The organism is Burkholderia sp. HI2761 (assembly GCF_002223355.1).
Taxonomy (GTDB): domain Bacteria; phylum Pseudomonadota; class Gammaproteobacteria; order Burkholderiales; family Burkholderiaceae; genus Burkholderia.
Genome location: NZ_NKFN01000004.1, coordinates 1076051 through 1091462, shown reverse-complemented (window position 1 = coordinate 1091462; position 15412 = coordinate 1076051). Strand labels below are relative to the sequence as shown.

General features: G+C 66.3%; 15 protein-coding genes and 1 tRNA gene. 11 read left to right on the top strand and 5 right to left on the bottom strand.

Annotation, left to right across the window (positions count from 1 at the left end):
• Window positions 1–14: 14 nt before the first annotated feature.
• Window positions 15–542 carry a DUF6496 domain-containing protein gene (locus CFB46_RS11690; protein WP_089500024.1) on the bottom strand — a complete coding sequence of 176 codons (528 nt, stop codon included), beginning with the start codon at window positions 540–542 and terminating at the stop codon, window positions 15–17.
• Window positions 543–803: 261 nt separating this feature from the next.
• Between CFB46_RS11690 and CFB46_RS11685 the strand changes: the two genes are divergently transcribed.
• A tRNA-Leu gene (locus CFB46_RS11685) sits at window positions 804–890 on the top strand.
• Window positions 891–896: 6 nt separating this feature from the next.
• Here the strand turns inward: CFB46_RS11685 and CFB46_RS35205 are convergent.
• Window positions 897–1187 (bottom strand): hypothetical protein, encoded by a 291-nt coding sequence (locus CFB46_RS35205; protein ID WP_143751609.1) that lies wholly within the window; start codon window positions 1185–1187, stop codon window positions 897–899.
• Window positions 1188–1397: 210 nt separating this feature from the next.
• On the opposite strand from CFB46_RS35205, the gene CFB46_RS11680 reads away from it, so the two are divergent.
• The 10 genes from CFB46_RS11680 to CFB46_RS11635 all read left to right on the top strand — a co-directional run bounded on the left by CFB46_RS11680 (window position 1398) and on the right by CFB46_RS11635 (window position 12325).
• Complete coding sequence (locus CFB46_RS11680; protein ID WP_227789508.1) at window positions 1398–2021, top strand: TetR/AcrR family transcriptional regulator; 624 nt, start codon at window positions 1398–1400, stop codon at window positions 2019–2021.
• Window positions 2022–2309: 288 nt separating this feature from the next.
• A complete protein-coding gene (locus CFB46_RS11675; protein ID WP_089500023.1) occupies window positions 2310–3365 on the top strand; it encodes a porin in 1056 nt (351 codons plus the stop codon).
• Between the two features lie 79 nt (window positions 3366–3444).
• Window positions 3445–3840, top strand: a complete 396-nt coding sequence (locus tag CFB46_RS11670) for a BON domain-containing protein (protein ID WP_089500022.1) — start codon at window positions 3445–3447, stop codon at window positions 3838–3840.
• A gap of 171 nt (window positions 3841–4011) precedes the next feature.
• Window positions 4012–4536 (top strand): glycoside hydrolase family 20 zincin-like fold domain-containing protein, encoded by a 525-nt coding sequence (locus CFB46_RS11665; RefSeq protein WP_179235059.1) that lies wholly within the window; start codon window positions 4012–4014, stop codon window positions 4534–4536.
• Window positions 4533–6203, top strand: coding sequence for a beta-N-acetylhexosaminidase (locus CFB46_RS11660; protein WP_179235058.1), 1671 nt, complete (start codon window positions 4533–4535; stop codon window positions 6201–6203). Before CFB46_RS11665 ends, CFB46_RS11660 begins: the two co-directional genes overlap by 4 nt.
• Window positions 6204–6361: 158 nt before the next feature.
• Window positions 6362–7609: an ROK family protein gene (locus tag CFB46_RS11655; protein ID WP_089500402.1), complete on the top strand. Its 1248-nt coding sequence runs from the start codon at window positions 6362–6364 to the stop codon at window positions 7607–7609.
• Window positions 7596–9149 carry a sugar ABC transporter ATP-binding protein gene (locus tag CFB46_RS11650; protein WP_027784314.1) on the top strand — a complete coding sequence of 518 codons (1554 nt, stop codon included), beginning with the start codon at window positions 7596–7598 and terminating at the stop codon, window positions 9147–9149. Before CFB46_RS11655 ends, CFB46_RS11650 begins: the two co-directional genes overlap by 14 nt.
• Before the next feature lie 40 nt (window positions 9150–9189).
• Complete coding sequence (locus CFB46_RS11645; protein WP_027784313.1) at window positions 9190–10227, top strand: ABC transporter permease subunit; 1038 nt, start codon at window positions 9190–9192, stop codon at window positions 10225–10227.
• An 86-nt stretch (window positions 10228–10313) separates the two neighbouring features.
• A complete protein-coding gene (locus CFB46_RS11640; RefSeq protein WP_089500019.1) occupies window positions 10314–11258 on the top strand; it encodes an ABC transporter substrate-binding protein in 945 nt (314 codons plus the stop codon).
• A 128-nt stretch (window positions 11259–11386) separates the two neighbouring features.
• Window positions 11387–12325, top strand: a complete 939-nt coding sequence (locus CFB46_RS11635; RefSeq protein WP_089500401.1) for a carbohydrate kinase family protein — start codon at window positions 11387–11389, stop codon at window positions 12323–12325.
• Window positions 12326–12347: 22 nt separating this feature from the next.
• Here the strand turns inward: CFB46_RS11635 and CFB46_RS11630 are convergent, their stop codons facing one another.
• The 3 genes from CFB46_RS11630 to CFB46_RS11620 all read right to left on the bottom strand — a co-directional run bounded on the left by CFB46_RS11630 (window position 12348) and on the right by CFB46_RS11620 (window position 15396).
• Window positions 12348–14078 (bottom strand): SulP family inorganic anion transporter, encoded by a 1731-nt coding sequence (locus tag CFB46_RS11630; protein ID WP_089500018.1) that lies wholly within the window; start codon window positions 14076–14078, stop codon window positions 12348–12350.
• A gap of 24 nt (window positions 14079–14102) precedes the next feature.
• A complete protein-coding gene (locus CFB46_RS11625) occupies window positions 14103–14729 on the bottom strand; it encodes a ParB-like protein (RefSeq protein ID WP_027784309.1) in 627 nt (208 codons plus the stop codon).
• Between the two features lie 124 nt (window positions 14730–14853).
• Complete coding sequence (locus CFB46_RS11620; protein ID WP_089500400.1) at window positions 14854–15396, bottom strand: GNAT family N-acetyltransferase; 543 nt, start codon at window positions 15394–15396, stop codon at window positions 14854–14856.
• Window positions 15397–15412 lie beyond the last annotated feature (16 nt).

Genomic DNA, 15412 nt, shown 5'->3' with positions numbered 1-15412 from the left:
CACCCATTCGGACCTTACCGATGCCCCTGGTGCGCATGCGCCGCCCGCGTCCGCGCCGCCTTCTTCGCCGCCGCGGAGCGCCCCGCCGCGCCCTTGGTCTGCGCGGCCTTCTTGGCCGCCGCGGAGCGGCTCGCGGCCGGACGACGCGCCGCGGCGCTCTTCGCCTGCTTCGACATCGCGCCTGTCGATGCCCCGGCCTTGCTCTCGCGCTTCAACACGGCGGTCGTGGTTCGGGAACGTTTTGCTTTCGATTCCGTGCTTTGGCCCGTCGTCTTCCTGCCTTGGCCCGCAGCGGCGTCCTGCGCGGCCTTCTTGCGCGTCGCTTCGCTTGCCTTGCCCTTCGCGGGCGGCTTCAGGTCGACGCCCGCGCGCCGGGCCTTCGACAAGCCGATCGCCACTGCCTGCCGGGCGGAGCGCACACCGTGCTTGCCGCTGCGTACGCGGTCGACCTCCTCCTTGACGAACTCACCTGCTTGCGTGCTCGGTGACTTCCCTGCGCGCTTGTCGGCGCGTGCTCGCTCGATCGTTTTCCGTTCGGGCATGTCGCTCTCCTTGCAAAAGCTTACGTGGTCCTTCGAGCAACGGACATACCTGGCACTGGGCGAAGCGGGCGCGACGAGGGCGATGATTGTTCAACGCCATCCGACGCCGGCTCCGTTTATCGCCTTCAGCATTCTTCGACTTCACTGCCCGGTGTCCCCGGCAAGCCCGCTAAATTATTTTCGTCCCCAACGTCAAATTATGTTGACAGCCCGGCAAGACACGCTAAAATAGCGGTCTTCGCATCGCAGCAAGCGAAACGTGCCCAGGTGGCGGAATTGGTAGACGCACTAGGTTCAGGTCCTAGCGGTGGCAACATCGTGGAGGTTCGAGTCCTCTCCTGGGCACCACTTGATTCATGAAAAAAGGTCGGCTTCTAGCCGGCCTTTTTTCATTTCAAGCCCAAGGATGCCCGGCGTCTGCGCGCTTTGCGCAAAGGTTCGAAAGGCTGCGCTTGCAAGCGCAGCTGGGGGCGCATGCGTGACCGAGTCGTCTCCCGGGCACCATCTGTCTTCTAAAAGGTCGGCTTCCAGCCGGCCTTTTTTCATTTCTGTGCCCAACCTGAAACAGGTCGACTCTTTTTCAAGAGGATGGAGAAGGCATGCGGCAGCTGTTCCGGTAGCAACGAGGAATGCAATAATTGCCACTTGTGGACTAGCCGACTCACAGAGACGAAAAATTCGCCGCAATAGGCGAATCCTGCACATCCGGCGCAGTCGGCACCGATTGAACACGATATGACGATGCCCACGATCGAGGCACAAGTGGAAATGACGATAGATCGACCCCCTCGCGACAAACTGCACGCACGCCGACTCACGCAAGCAGAACGAAGCCAAGCGACACGCGAGCGAGTCTTGAACGCCGCGATCGACTTGCTGCACACCGTCGGCTATTCGGGGGCGACCACGCTGGCCATTCGAAAAGCTGCAGCCGTGAGCATGGGTGCCATGCAGCATCAATTTCCGACCAAGGCGGAATTGATGGCGGCCGCGCAGGAACAACTCATCAGCGCACGCCTCATGCGCATTCAGGAGGCGGCGCAAAACGTAGCGGACCCGCTCCAACGCATTGAGCGGTTGCTGGATGTGGCTGGAGAATTGATCGGCACACCGTTGTTTGCCGCGAGCATGGAAATCGAACTGGCCAGGCGAAGCGATCCCGAGCTCGATCGCGCAATCGCCGCGGTTCACGGGCGCTTCACCGACGGATTCTCGAATCTGAGCGACGGTGTTATCGAAGCCGTGGGCAGCCCGGCCGGAGAAACAGTCAAGCGGGTCGAATGGCTCACCGGCGCAGTGATCCGTGGGCTCACCGTCAAAGTGGTCACCGGCGGCGATCTCGGCGAGGTCACCGCCGCGTTCCACCTCTGGCGCGAGCTGGCAATCCGGCTGATTACCGAAGGGATGCGCCAGCCGGTACCGAAGCAGAACATCGACAGCAATCGCAACAAGACCGGCAAGCGGCGCTCCGCCGACTGACCAGCCCGGTTTTCCAGTCCGGCGCCGGTTGTCACGAGCGCCCCGCTCCCTTCCGCAACGCCGAGTCGTACCGCCGATTCTCCAGGATCGTAGCGGGCCGCTGACGGCTGTCCAATCCGAGGCTTTGCTCAATTGACAAGCAATACACACTACTTGTAAGTTGCATCTGGACCTGCAATACGACGTGCTCGGTGCGTTACGCCTCGCTCCGCGTGGAACGCCGCCGTTTGCCCGGTGCAAGTGCGGTGCCAAGAAGCCGTACACAAAACATACAAACAGGAGACTGCAGTGAAAAAAGCCTTGTCGGCCATATTGCTGGCCGTACTACCAGGACTCGCCCAGGCTCAGTCCAGCGTGACGTTGTTCGGCACGCTGGGCGGCGGGATACGCTGGGTAAACGGCGTCAAAGGCGGCGGCCAGGCCGGTTTCGACGACAACTCGGTCGCCGGCAACCTGTACGGACTGAAAGGTCGGGAGGATCTCGGCGGCGGCATCAAGGCGATATTCGCGCTTGCAGGCCAGTTCAGTATCGGCACGGGAACGCTGCAGCCTGCCGCGGCCCTGTTTGGTCAGACGGCCTATGTTGGCGTGAGCGGCCCCTTCGGCCGCGTCACGCTCGGCAGACAGTTCAACGCGTCCGGCGATCTCGGCGTCCTCCTCGATCCGGCTGGCGGCCTGGGACCATTCGCGACGGAGCCGGGCGTGCTGTTTCTCGGCAACTATTTCACGGTCGATCCGCGGTTCAACAATACGATCAAGTACCTTGGCGAGGCTGGCGGCCTCCGGTTTTCCGCGAGCTATTCGCCCGGTGGCGTAGCCGGCAATCAGCGTGCCGGCACCAACTTCTCCGCAGCGGGGCTGTATCAGTACCAAGGCGCCACCGTCGGCGTGTCCTACGGCAAGACCTACAGTCCTGACGGCACGCAGGCCGCGCAGACGATCATGGCGGGCGGCATGCTGCAACTCGGGCCGGTGCGCGTGCAAGTGGCTAATGCCAGTTTCGACGTGACCGCGAAGCATGCCGGCGGCGCGACGCGGCGCGACAATCTTTCGCTCGTCGGGCTGATCTGGCAGATGACGCCCTCTCTCCAATTGACCGGCGCGCTCTACGACGATATCGGCCGCAACCTCGGCAACGTCCCGGGAGCGAACGGACACAAGATCACGTCGTATCTGATCGCCGAATATTTCCTGTCGAAGCGAACCGAAATTTATGCGGAAGTGGACCGCAATGGTTTCACGGGAGCCTACAAGCGGGATCCAGTGAACCTCGCGGGGCTGAACCTGCGACCTGGCGCGAGCGCGACGACGGGCGTATCGGTCGGCCTGATGACGCGCTTCTAGACATGCCGCTTGCCTATCCGCCACCACCCGATGCGTGGTTCGACTTGCTCCCCCACCTCACCGCACGAGGAAACACCCGATGAAGAACCTTGCTCGAGCGATTCCGCTTCTGGCGTTGATTTCGGCATGTGTCGCCGGTTCCGCTCAGGCCAGCACGCATCCCACCGCGTCGAACGGATCAGAAGTCGACCCACCGTCGTCCGACGCCGTACAGCAGTCCACGCCCGACGCGGCTGCGGACAAGCAGCGCAAAGCCGAGGACCGGCTTCTCGCGCGGCGCGTCCGAGCCGCACTGGCACGCGCGAAAGGGTTGAACGCAACGCGCATTATCGTTCGCGTTCGCGACGGTATCGCCACATTGCAGGGGAGCGTCGCCGACACGACGCAGGCGGGGCTTGCCCTGGAAGCGACGCGGCGGGTTCGGGGTGTCACCGCGGTGCAGAACCAGCTTCGCATCACTGGCCAACTGCTTTGAACCCAAGACGACATGAAAGAAAACCACATGCCCCCTCGGCAGCACGACGTCCGCGACTCGAAACCGGAGCGGTGCTTGCCGAAACGGCTCTGCTCGCCCTCGACCGGGGGCACGGCAAGGGGAACGCGGATCGCATCCAAAGAGCCAGCCCTTACACAAGGATTCAAAGGAATGCGCGATATGTTTCGATCTGGATTACTTATGGTATTGCTCCTGGCCGGCAACGCCGGCGCAATGGCCGATACCGCCTCGCCAGGCATTCCAACGCAAGTCACTGCAAAAACAAGCATGCTGCCTCAACCCGCACACATAGCGGTCAATGAAGGCACGCTGCCGATCGCAGGCGCATTTCGCGTAACCACGAACGGTTGCGGCGAAGGTTTCGCCGATCATGCCGTGGCACGTTTTCAGCACGACGTGGAGCGTCTGACCGGCCTCGAATTCAACAAACCCGACGGGCCTGCGCTCACGATCTCATGCAAGTCGTCGGCAATGCCCGACGCGCTGACCGCCAAAGAAAGCTATCACCTTGCCGTGACAGCGCAAGGCATCATGCTCAGTGCGGAGGAGCCGATCGGCGTTAGCCGGGGCCTCGCAACACTACGACAGCTCGTCGATCTCGGCGACGGCGCCACCCTTCATTTCGCTACCGTCGACGACAAGCCACGGCTGGCCTGGCGTGGCTTGATGCAGTGACGAACTTCATCTCCGTCTCGACCATCAAGCGCCAGATTGATGCGATGGAACGGGTCAAGCTCAACGTCCTGCATCTGGAGTTGGCCGGGGACAATGCTTTTCGGGTTGAAAGCCTGCGCTATCCGCGTTTGACCAGCATGACATCCGGGTACTACACGCAGCAGCAAATCCGTGAGCTCGTCGCCTATGCCAGCGATCGCGGCATCACGATAGTCCCCACATTCAACATGCCGGGCCATTCGTTCGCGCTGTTGAAAGCCTATCCCGAACTCTCCGCCACGCCGATCGATCCCGACAAACCTGCATTACGGGCGGTCGCGGCGATCAATCCGGTGAACGAAGCGACCTATCAGTTTCTCGATAACCTCTTCGGAGAAATGGCCCAGCTGTTCCCGGGGCCCTGGATTCATACCGGTGGCGATGAAGTAGCGGGCGCCGCCTGGGCCGGGAATGCCGATATCCAGGCATTCATGAAAGCACATGGCATCACTGCCAAGGAGGATCTCCAGGCGCTCTTCGTTCGCCGGATGGATGCGATGTTGGCGCGGCACGGGAAAACGATGATCGGATGGGACGAGATCGCCGATCGACCCTTGCCGAAAGACGTCATCGTGCAAGCGTGGCGCTCGTCGAATTCGACGGCGCTCGCCACCGCCGACGGCAATAGAGTCATCGTGTCGGCGGGCTACTATCTCGACTACCTATGGCCCTCCGCCAAGTTCTATGCGCTCGACCCCTTCGATTCAAGCGCCGCGAGCACCGTCACGCCGGGCGTTCTCGCCGAACTTCGCGGTAACCCCGCGCTGAGCTGGCTGGTTAACGAACACCATGTCGCCAAGCCTTTGCCGCCGCTGTCGGCAGGTCAGAAGAAGCGCGTCATCGGCGCGGAAGTAGCACTCTGGGGTGGCGAATTCTCTCCCGACGAAATTGAAGGACGGCTGTGGCCGCGAACAGCGGCACTCGCCGAGCGGTTCTGGTCGCCAGCCTCGGTTCGCGATAGCGCGGATCTCTATCGCCGGTTGATCGTCACCCAGGAAAGATTGCGCATTCTGGGGCTGCAGGACGACGTCAACAGGCGCCGGATTGCAGCGCGACTGGCGCCGGACGACGTTGCCCCGATTCTCACGTTGCTCGATGTCGTGGAACCCGTACGCGGCCGCGCGCATGCCAAGGTACTGGCGGCACTCATCCTGGGCAAGAAGCCTCGACCCCAGCACTTCAACGAACTGGCTGACGGAGCGTCGGCGGACAGCCTCACCGCCAGGGCCTTCGAACTCGATGTCGACGCTTACCTGTCGGGAGACAAGAGCCGCGTGGCGTCGCTCGTCCGGCACCTGACGCTGTGGCGAGACAACGCACCCGCCTTCGCCCAGGCGGCAAAGGGGCGGCCGCTGCTGGAGGCGGCACTGCCCATTTCGGATGATCTTGCGCGGCTCGCCAACGCTGGCCTCGCGGCGCTCGACCTCAAGGAGCACGGCAACGCAATGCCGGAAGACCTGCTGGAGAATGCTCGCGCCATCATCCAACGACAAGCCGAGACCGAGCAGCGATTCGCGAAAATGACGAGCGCGATCAATATCGCTCGGCATCCGCAGCCGGCCGACCTCATGCTTGCCATTACGCCGGCGATCGGTCGATTGCTCGAGGGGACCACCATCGCTCGCTAGTGCACTGCTCCGCCACCGCGCGTCGACCTCTAATACCAAACGTCTGATGTAATGCCCCGGGATTTCCCTAGGCTGACATCCGGGCGCTCACGGGGTTAAATAAATCAACGTGATTTATTTAATGCGCCGCCGAGCGGTGCGACATGGAAGGAGACGCCATGAGAAGCCCGCACTTCGGCCAGGGAAGCAATTCGGCCAACGTGCGCCGTTACAACGAGCGCCTGTTGCTGAAGACGCTGCGCCGCGCGGGCAGCGCATCGAAGGCCGATCTCGCCCGTCTCGCGAGCATGACGGGTACGGCGGTCGGCAGCATCATCGCGTCGCTCGCCGACGCGAAGCTGATCGAATTCGCCGGCCGCACCGAAGGCCAGCGTGGCCAGCCGGCTTCGCTGATCCGCCTCGATCCGCGCGGCGCGTTCGGCATCGGCGTCCATCTCGACCGGATGCGCATCGAGACGGCGCTCGTCAATTTCGCGGGCGACGTCCTCGGCCGCCGCTCGCACGACACGCTGCTTCCCCCGCCCGCCGACGTGCTCGAGATCGTGCGTCACGACATCGATGCGATGCAGGCCCTGCTCCCCGACCATGACCGCGCCCGCCTGACCGGCATCGGCGTCGCGCAGCCGTACAACCTCGGCGCGTGGATGCGCGAGCTCGGCCTCGCGCCCGACACGTTCCGCGCGTGGGAAGACGTCGATTTCGCGGCCGACCTCGGCCGCACGCTGTCGCTGCCCGTATTCGGCGAAAACGACGGCAACGCGGCCGCGATCGCCGAGCTGTTCTACGGGTACGGTCGGCAGTGCGACGACTTCGTCTACCTGTTCATCGGGCCGGCGATCGGCGGCGGGATCGCAGTCGACGGCGACTGCCTGCGCGGCGTGACCGGCAACGCGGGCGACATCGCGGTGATTCCGGTGCCGCCGAGCCGCCTCGCGTCCGCGCCGCCGCCGCGCGGCCAGTGGGACATCCTGCTCGCGCGCGCCTCGCTGCATGCGCTCGTGCGCCATCTGCGCCATCGCGGCGAGACGGTCGAGAATCGCGCCGATCTCGAAGCGTGCATCGCCCGCGGCCTGCCGGCCGTCGACGAATGGATGGACGATTGCGTCGACGCGCTCGCGCCGGCGTTGCGCGCGGTGCTGTGCGTGATCGACGCGCCGGTGGTCGTGATCGATGCCGATACCGATGCGGGCCTGCTCGAAGCGGTCACGACCCGCCTGCGCGCGGCGCTCGTGGCCACCGCGCCCGAGGCGCGCGGTACGCCCGTGCTCGTGCGCGGCACGTTCGGCGCCGACGCCGGCGCGATCGGCGCCGCCACGCTACCGATGTTTTTCAACTTCTCCCCGCGGGCCGGCATCCTCAAGGGCGCCCGCACCGACTCGCAGGAGGTCAACCATGTCGCGTTCTGAGTCGCCCCGTCCGTTGCTCGAGATGCGCGGGATCAGCAAGACGTTCCCGGCCGTGCGCGCGCTCGACAACGTCAGCCTGACCGTCTATCCGGGCGAGATCCATTCGCTGATGGGCGAGAACGGTGCGGGCAAATCGACGCTGATGAAGATCCTGTCGGGCGCCTATCGCGCCGACGCCGGCGGCGAGATCCTGATCGACGGCGAACGCATCGACATCGACGGCCCGCTCGCCGCGCGCGATGCCGGCGTCGCGGTGATCTACCAGGAGCTGTGCCTGTCGCCGAACCTGACCGTCGCGGAAAACATCTACGTCGGCCGCGAACTGCGCCGCGGCAACCGGCGCTGGGGCACCATCGACCGCGCGGCGATGGCGCGCGGCTGCCAGGACGTGCTCGCGCGCCTGGGCGCCCCGTTCGGGCCCGACGCGCTCGTCGACACGCTGTCGATCGCCGAACAGCAACTCGTCGAAATCGCACGCGCCGTGCACACCCGCGCCCGCATCCTCGTGATGGACGAGCCGACCACGCCGTTGTCGTCGCGCGAAACCGAACACCTGTTCCGTCTGATCCGCCAGTTGCGCGAGGAAGGCCTCGCGATCATCTACATCAGCCACCGGATGGCGGAAATCTACGAACTGTCCGACCGCGTGTCGGTGCTGCGCGACGGCGCGTACGTCGGCACGCTCGAGCGCGCGGCACTGTCGGCCGAGCGGCTCGTCGCGATGATGGTCGGCCGCGACATCTCCGGCTTCTACAAGAAGGAACACGCACCGTACGACCCCGGCCACCTGCTGCTGTCGGTCCGCGACATCGGCGACGGCGCGCGCGTGCGCGGCTGCAGCCTCGACCTGCACGCCGGCGAGGTGCTCGGCATTGCGGGCCTCGTCGGCGCGGGCCGCACCGAGCTCGCGCGGCTGATCTTCGGGGCCGAGCCGCGCGTGCGCGGCGACGTGAAGCTGGGCGAGCGCACGTTCGGCGCGCACTCGCCGCGCGACGCGATCGACGCGGGCCTCGTCTACCTGACCGAGGACCGCAAGCGCCAGGGCCTGTTCCTCGACATGAGCGTGCGCGACAACATCAACATCTCCGTGTGCAACCGCGATGCCCGGCTCGGCGCGCTCGATCTCGCCCGCGGCGCCGAGCGCGCGCGCGACGCGATCGCCTCGCTGTCGATCCGCGTACCGCACGCGAACGTCAACGTCGGCGCGCTGTCGGGCGGCAACCAGCAGAAAGTGCTGCTGTCGCGCCTGCTCGAGACGAAGCCGCGCGTGCTGATTCTCGACGAACCGACGCGCGGCGTCGACATCGGCGCGAAATCCGAGATCTACCGGATCATCAACGAACTGGCCCGTGCCGGCGTCGGCGTGATCGTGATCTCGAGCGAACTGCCGGAAATCATCGGCGTCGCCGACCGCGTGCTCGTGATGCGCGAAGGCGAGATCGCGGGCGAGCTGGGCGGCCACACGCATACGCCGATCACGCAGGAAGCGATCATCGCGCTCGCCACCGGCTCGCAGGCCGAACTGGCCGACGCGCACTGACCACGGCCCCTTCATTTCCCTCTTCTTTCAAGGTACCGAAATGATCAACCCGACCAAGCAGCGGAACCTCGCTTCCGCGACCGCCCAACCGGTCGCCAACCGCACGCCCCTGATGCGCGGCGCCGACCATCGCGCCCGCATGCAATCGCTGATCCGCACGGCCGGCATGCTGCCGGTGCTGCTGGTCCTGTGCATCGGCTTCGGCTTCCTCACCGACGGCTTCTTCTCGCTGCAGAACCTGTCGATCGTCACGCAGCAGGCGTCGATCAACATCGTGCTCGCCGCCGGCATGACCTTCGTGATCCTGACGGGCGGCATCGATCTGTCGGTCGGCTCGGTGCTCGCCGCCGCGGCCGTCGCGGCGCTGCTCGCGTCGACCATTCCCGGCTGGGGCTGGCTCGGCGTGCCGTTCGCGCTCGCCGTCGGCCTCGTGTTCGGCGCGATCAACGGCGGGCTGATCTCGTTCCTGCGCCTGCCGCCGTTCATCGTCACGCTCGGCGCGATGACGGCCGTGCGCGGCGTCGCGCGCCTGATCGGCAACGACACGACCGTGTTCAATCCGCAACTGCCGTTCGCGTTCATCGGCAACGGCTCGATCCTCGGCGTGCCGTGGCTCGTCGTGATCGCATGCGCGGTGATCGCGATCTCGTGGTTCATCCTGCGCCGTACGGTGCTCGGGATGCGGATCTATTCGGTCGGCGGCAACCCGGAAGCCGCGCGCCTGTCCGGCATCAACGTGCGGGCAATCCAGATGTTCGTGTATGCGGCGTCGGGCCTGCTCGCGGGCCTCGGCGCGGTGATGTCGGCCGCGCGCCTGTATGCGGCCAACGGCCTGCAGCTCGGCCAGTCGTACGAGCTCGATGCGATCGCCGCGGTGATCCTCGGCGGCACGAGCTTCGTCGGCGGCGTCGGTTCGATCGTCGGCACGCTGATCGGCGCGCTGATCATCGCGGTGCTGACCAACGGGCTCGTGCTGCTGGGCGTGTCCGACATCTGGCAGTACATCATCAAGGGGCTGGTGATCATCGGCGCGGTCGCGCTCGATCGCTATCGCCAGCGCGACTCGGCCCGGACCTGACACCCTTCCCTCACCGTTCAACCATCGGCGCGCGGGCAGGTCCGCCTGCGCCCGTTCGCCAACAGACCTCACGGAGACACAACGACATGTTCAAGCACACCGCCGCCCTGACCGCCGTCGCCTGCGCACTCGCCTTCGGCGCCGCCGCCGCCCATGCGGCCGACAAGCCGCTGAAATCGATCGGCGTCACGGTCGGGTCCCTCGGCAATCCGTACTTCGTCACGATCGTGAAAGGCGCCGAAGCGCGCGCGAAGCAGCTCAACCCGAACGCGAAGGTCACGGCCGTGTCGGCCGACTACGACCTGAACAAGCAGTTCACGCAGATCGACAACTTCATCTCCGCGCACGTCGACATGATCCTGCTCAACGCAACCGATCCGAAGGCGATCGAGCCGGCGGTGAAGAAGGCGCAGGCGGCCGGCATCACGGTCGTCGCGGTCGACGTCGCGGCGGCCGGCGCGAACGCGACCGTGCAGACCAACAACGTGAAGGCCGGCGAACTCGCGTGCGACTACCTCGCGAAGAAGCTGAACGGCAAGGGTAACGTGATCATCGAGAATGGCCCGCAAGTGTCGGCCGTGATCGATCGCGTGAACGGCTGCAAGGCCGTGCTCGCGAAGAACGCCGGCATCAAGCTGCTGTCGAGCGACCAGGACGGCAAGGGCTCGCGCGAAGGCGGGATGAACGCGATGCAGGGCTACCTGACGCGCTTTCCGAAGCTCGACGGCGTGTTCACGATCAACGACCCGCAGGCGATCGGCACCGATCTCGCGGCGAAACAGCTGAACCGCCCGAACATCGTGATCACGTCGGTCGACGGCGCACCCGACATCGAGGTGGCGCTGAAGTCGAACACGCTCGTGCAGGCGTCGTCGAGCCAGGATCCGTGGGCGATGGCGCAGCAGGCCGTCAACGTCGGCTACGGGATCATGAACGGCCAGAAGCCGGCCAACCCGATGATCCTGATCGAGCCGACGCTCATCACGCGCGACAACGTGAAGACCTACAAGGGCTGGAGTTCCCCGCGCTGATCGCGGCGACGCGCCCGCGAGGCCGGGCGGTGCCGGCGCGCGTCGCCACGCGCGACGGCCGGCACCGCCCGTCCGTTCAGATCAACCGCCGTACGGCCGCGCACGATACCGCGGCACAAGGTTTACACATGACGACGACGTTTCCCCGCCTGATCGTTTTCGGCGAAGCGCTGACCGATTTCATCCGCGACGACGCACGGCACTGGCACAGCATCGCCGGCGGCTCGTGCTGGAACGTCGCGCGCGTCGGGGCGCGACTCGGCGCGCCGACGGCCTTCGCCGGCACGGTGAGCCGCGACACCTTCGGCGACGAGCTGATGCGCAAGAGCGCCGACGCGGGCCTCGACATGCGTTTCATCCGGCAGGTCGACCGCGCACCGCTGCTCGCGATGGTCGTATCGAAGCAACCGCCGGACTACTTCTTCATCGGCGAAAACAGCGCCGATCTCGCCTTCGATCCGGCCGACTTGCCCGCCGGCGCCTTCGACGCAGCCGACATCGTGCACGTCGGCTCGCTCGGCGTCGTGCGCGAGCCGCTCGCGTCGCGCCTGATCGCGCTCGCGCAGGCCGCGCGCGCGGCCGGCAAGCGAATCTCGTTCGACCCGAACTTCCGCGCCCCGATGGCCGCGCCGTCGTATCGCGACACGCTACGCCGGCTGACCGCGATCGCCGACTGGATCAAGGTATCCGACGAGGATCTGCGCGGGCTGTTTCCGGAACTCGACGAAGCGGCCGCGCTCGCGCAACTGCGCGCGTGGGCACCCGACGCGACGATATTGGTCACGCGCGGCGCAGCCGGCATGCAGCTGCTGCATCGCGATACCGTGCTGTTCCAGCCCGCGTTCCCGACCGAGGTTGCCGACACGGTTGGCTGCGGCGACGCGAGCATCGGCGGCTGGCTCGCGAGCCAGCTTGCCCGGCCCGAAGCGTCGGCCGCCGAGCATCTGCGCTACGCGGCCGCGTGCGCGGCGGTCGCCTGTGCCCATGCGGGCGCCTATGCGCCGACGGCCGCGGAAGTGATCGACATGATCGAGCGCACCGCCGCCAGCGCCGCGCTTTCGCAATAGACGCCGCCGAGGCGCCGCGCCATCACGCGACGCCCGGGCCGTCGCTGCCGGCCGGCGGACGGCCAGCCTGCAAGAGTTGCAGGCTCTCGTCGACGCTCAGTTCCGACATCGCGTCGTCGTGCAGCGTGTCGTCCGCCGCGCGGCGCAGCGCATGCAGCGCGTGCATCTTGAGCCGGACGAGCGCGAGCCGCAGCCCGCGCGCCGCGCATTCGGCCGCGAACGTGCGCAACGATTCGATCGTCGTGCCGTCGACGTCCGGCGTTTCCTCGAGACTCAACATCACGGTATGCGTGTCCGGTGCGGCCTTCATCAGCGCCCGCACGCGATTGAGCATCCTGTCCGCATTCGCGAAGAACAACTGCGCCTCGGGCCGCACGATCAGCACGCCCGACACCGGCTTCGCGTCGGCATGGCTCGCGACGTCGACGAAATCGTGGCTGTCGCGCAGCCGGCCGAGCACGCTGACGTTCGGCTCGGACAGCTTGCGCAGCGTCAGCAGCAGGCTCACGCCGATGGCCGCGAGCAGCCCGTGCAGCACGCCGAGCACGAGCACCGCGAGCAGCGCCGCGATCACGACGAGCCGGTCGCGGTGCCACGCCCAGTACGGCCGGAACACGGACGGATGCAGCGAGTGGCTGACCGCGAAGATCACGATCGCCGCGAGCACCGGCTCGGGCGTGCGCGCGAGCTGCGGCAGCAGCAGCCAGACGATCAGCGCGACCACGGCGGCCGCCCACAGGCCCGCGAAGCGCGACTGCGCACCGGCCGCCTCGTTCGCCGACGTCGCCGAATAGCCGGCGCCGACCGGCATCCCGTGCAGCAGGCCCGACACGAGGTTCGCACAGCCGAGCGCGACGAGGTCGCGGTTCGGCGACACGGTATCGCCGTGCTTCAACGCGAAATTGCGGATCGATCCGTACGACTCCGCATACAGGATCAGCATCAGCGCGAAGGCGAGCTCGACCGTCTGCATCCATGCGTTGCGGTCGAGATGCGGCAAGCCGAATTCGAGGTGCCGGAAGTCGATATGGCCGACGACCGCGATTCCGTACCGCTGCCAGTCGACCGCGTACCCCGCCGCGATCGACAGCACGATCACGACGAGCGTCGCGGGCACGCGCGAGCCGCGGCCGAGCACGAACAGCAGCGCGAGTGCGATCGCGCCGAGCACGGCACTCGCGAGGTCCGCATGCGGCGCGCCGGTTATCAGATCGAGCGCCACACGCGGCGCATCGCTGTGCTGCACGTGAATCGCGAGAATCTTCGGCAGCTGCTTGATGACGATCGTCAGTGCGAGGCCGAACGTGAAGCCGCGCAGCACGGGCCGCGCGACGAAATCCGACATGCCGCCGAGCCGCGCGACGCCCGCCAGGATGAACAGCACGCCCGTCATCGCGACGAGCGCCGCCGCGAGCGCGAGCTGCGCGGCCACCGCCATCCCCGATTCGGCGAGCACGGTCGCCGCGAGCACGGCAGCAGACGACGACGTCGACGACACGATCGCGAAGCGGCTGCTGCCCGTCAGCGCATAGACGACGAGCCCCGACAGCAGCGCGATCAGGCCGGCCTGCGGCGGCAGGTTGGCGAGGCCCGCATACGCGACCGCCTCGGGAATCAGCAGGCCGGCAATCGACAGGCCGGCCAGCGCATCGAGGCCGATACGTCGCGTGCGCGGCGCCGGCGGCGTGTCGAGCGCCGCGAAATGGTCAGGATGCTGCGGCCCCGCGTCGGGGCGGATCGGAGTGGTCGTCATGAGGCGGTGCGCGCCGGGAGCCGGTCAGGGTTTGACGGCAATCACGCCGGACCAGCCGGGCAGATAGCGCGCATCCTGGTCGTGCGCGCGATGCAGCGCGATATCGAGCGCCTTCGCGAAGTTCTTGCGGATCTGGTCGAGCGACACGTGCTCGCGCAGATAGTCGGCCCACAGGAATTCGCTGAACGGCGTCGCGTCCTTCGCATAGCCGCCGGCCGTGCGCAGCTCGCCGGCGAGGCTGCGGTACGGATCGTCCTCGAGCCCCGTCAGCACCTTCGGCAAATGCGCATAGTCGCGCCGCGAGCCGTCCGGGCCGAACGGATGCACCCACTGGTTGTGTTCCATCATCCGCCAGAAGATCGTGTCGTCGAGCCACGACAGATCCTTCAGCAGCATCGCGTTCACGCGCGCCTCGCCCTCCTCGATCAGCGCGAGGCCGAGATGGTGGTGATCGGTGATGTAGTGCAGCCCGTCCGGGCCGAGGACGGCCGGGAACCAGTGCGATTCGATCGCGGCCTTGCGGGCGCGCTTGTTCAGCGCCTTCCAGTGCTTGCGCTTCGCCTTGACTTCGCGATAGCCGACCGTCATCTGGGTCGGACGCAGCGCGTCGAGCCTGACGGGGATGAGGTGAACGTCGTTGCCGAGTGCCATGGTCGTACCCATGTTATGAATTTCCGGCAACGATACTCCTGATCGCGCAAGCCGTTAATCCGTCATGACCTCGATGCGCGTCCGGTTGACGATCTCTGACACCTGTCGCGCGCACGATGCCGCACTACGCGCGCAAATCGTTGCGTTCGAGACGATGGCGAACGTAAGGAATGCCGTCGTGCACGACGCTCACGCGCCGCATGCCGAGCTTGCGCGCCACGTTCAGCGAGCCGAGGTTGGTCTCCGCGATATCGGCGATCACGCGCGGCAGGCGCACGGTGTCGAACGCATGCCGCACGACGGCCGCCGCGGCTTCGCTCGCGATGCCGCGCCCCCACGTCGCACGCACGAGCCGCCAGCCGATCTCGACGTCGCGCGCCCCGCCCTCATAGTCGGGGATCAGCAGGATCCAGCCGATGAACACCTCGGGCGCGGCCTTCTCGAAGATCGACCAGTAGCCGAGGCCCGGCGGATAGTCGCGCGTGATGCGGTGCGTGACGAAGCGCCGATGCTCGACGGGGTCATGCCACGGCCCAGCGATGTGACGCGTGACCTCGGGATCGCGGTCCATCTCGATGCACGCATCGAGATCGGCCAGCACGCGTGGACGCAGCCACAGCCGCGCGGTTTCCAGCACGGGCAATGTGTCGTCACAACGGTCGTTCATCTGGACTCCTGATTCG

What these genes read in the sequence shown, in the direction of transcription:
- CFB46_RS11690 (WP_089500024.1), bottom strand. Translation starts at nt 542, where the DNA reads ATGCCCGAACGGAAAACGATCGAGCGAGCACGCGCCGACAAGCGCGCA.
- CFB46_RS11670 (WP_089500022.1), top strand. Translation starts at nt 3,445, where the DNA reads ATGAAGAACCTTGCTCGAGCGATTCCGCTTCTGGCGTTGATTTCGGCA.
- CFB46_RS11665 (WP_179235059.1), top strand. Translation starts at nt 4,012, where the DNA reads ATGCGCGATATGTTTCGATCTGGATTACTTATGGTATTGCTCCTGGCC.
- CFB46_RS11655 (WP_089500402.1), top strand. Translation starts at nt 6,362, where the DNA reads ATGAGAAGCCCGCACTTCGGCCAGGGAAGCAATTCGGCCAACGTGCGC.
- CFB46_RS11650 (WP_027784314.1), top strand. Translation starts at nt 7,596, where the DNA reads ATGTCGCGTTCTGAGTCGCCCCGTCCGTTGCTCGAGATGCGCGGGATC.
- CFB46_RS11645 (WP_027784313.1), top strand. Translation starts at nt 9,190, where the DNA reads ATGATCAACCCGACCAAGCAGCGGAACCTCGCTTCCGCGACCGCCCAA.
- CFB46_RS11640 (WP_089500019.1), top strand. Translation starts at nt 10,314, where the DNA reads ATGTTCAAGCACACCGCCGCCCTGACCGCCGTCGCCTGCGCACTCGCC.
- CFB46_RS11635 (WP_089500401.1), top strand. Translation starts at nt 11,387, where the DNA reads ATGACGACGACGTTTCCCCGCCTGATCGTTTTCGGCGAAGCGCTGACC.
- CFB46_RS11630 (WP_089500018.1), bottom strand. Translation starts at nt 14,078, where the DNA reads ATGACGACCACTCCGATCCGCCCCGACGCGGGGCCGCAGCATCCTGAC.
- CFB46_RS11625 (WP_027784309.1), bottom strand. Translation starts at nt 14,729, where the DNA reads ATGGCACTCGGCAACGACGTTCACCTCATCCCCGTCAGGCTCGACGCG.
- CFB46_RS11620 (WP_089500400.1), bottom strand. Translation starts at nt 15,396, where the DNA reads ATGAACGACCGTTGTGACGACACATTGCCCGTGCTGGAAACCGCGCGG.